We start from the raw sequence: 310 nt of genomic DNA, 5'->3' as shown, positions 1-310 counted from the left end.
AAATTGAGGCTCCATAGTGCCAGATCGACCAGGTGAATTCCCAGGTCCATTACACATCCTCCGCCGGAGCGTTTGATATCATAGAACCATTCCTTATCTGGTCCGTAGGCGTTGTGAAATTTCAGGTCCACGGCGTAGATATCTCCAATTTCCCCTTTTTGGATGGTATCATAGACTGCCTTAAAGGCCTTTGTGTAGCGATAGGAGAGATCTACGGCAAGTAGTTTATCTGCTTCCCTGGAAGCCTGCACCACCTGCTTTACTTCTTCGGCAGTGCGACCAAGCGGTTTCTGGCAGAAGACGGCTTTTC

General features: G+C 49.0%; 1 protein-coding gene. It reads right to left on the bottom strand.

Annotated elements, in window-relative coordinates; translation table 11 throughout:
• Positions 1-310, bottom strand: a 310-nt coding sequence (locus HC176_RS18735) for a Gfo/Idh/MocA family protein (protein WP_167920484.1), incomplete at both ends; no start/stop codon positions are given.

The sequence above is a fragment of the Tamlana crocina genome, from assembly GCF_012037625.1.
Note: the sequence above shows the minus strand (reverse complement) of the source record. Positions and strands in the feature narration are given on the sequence as shown.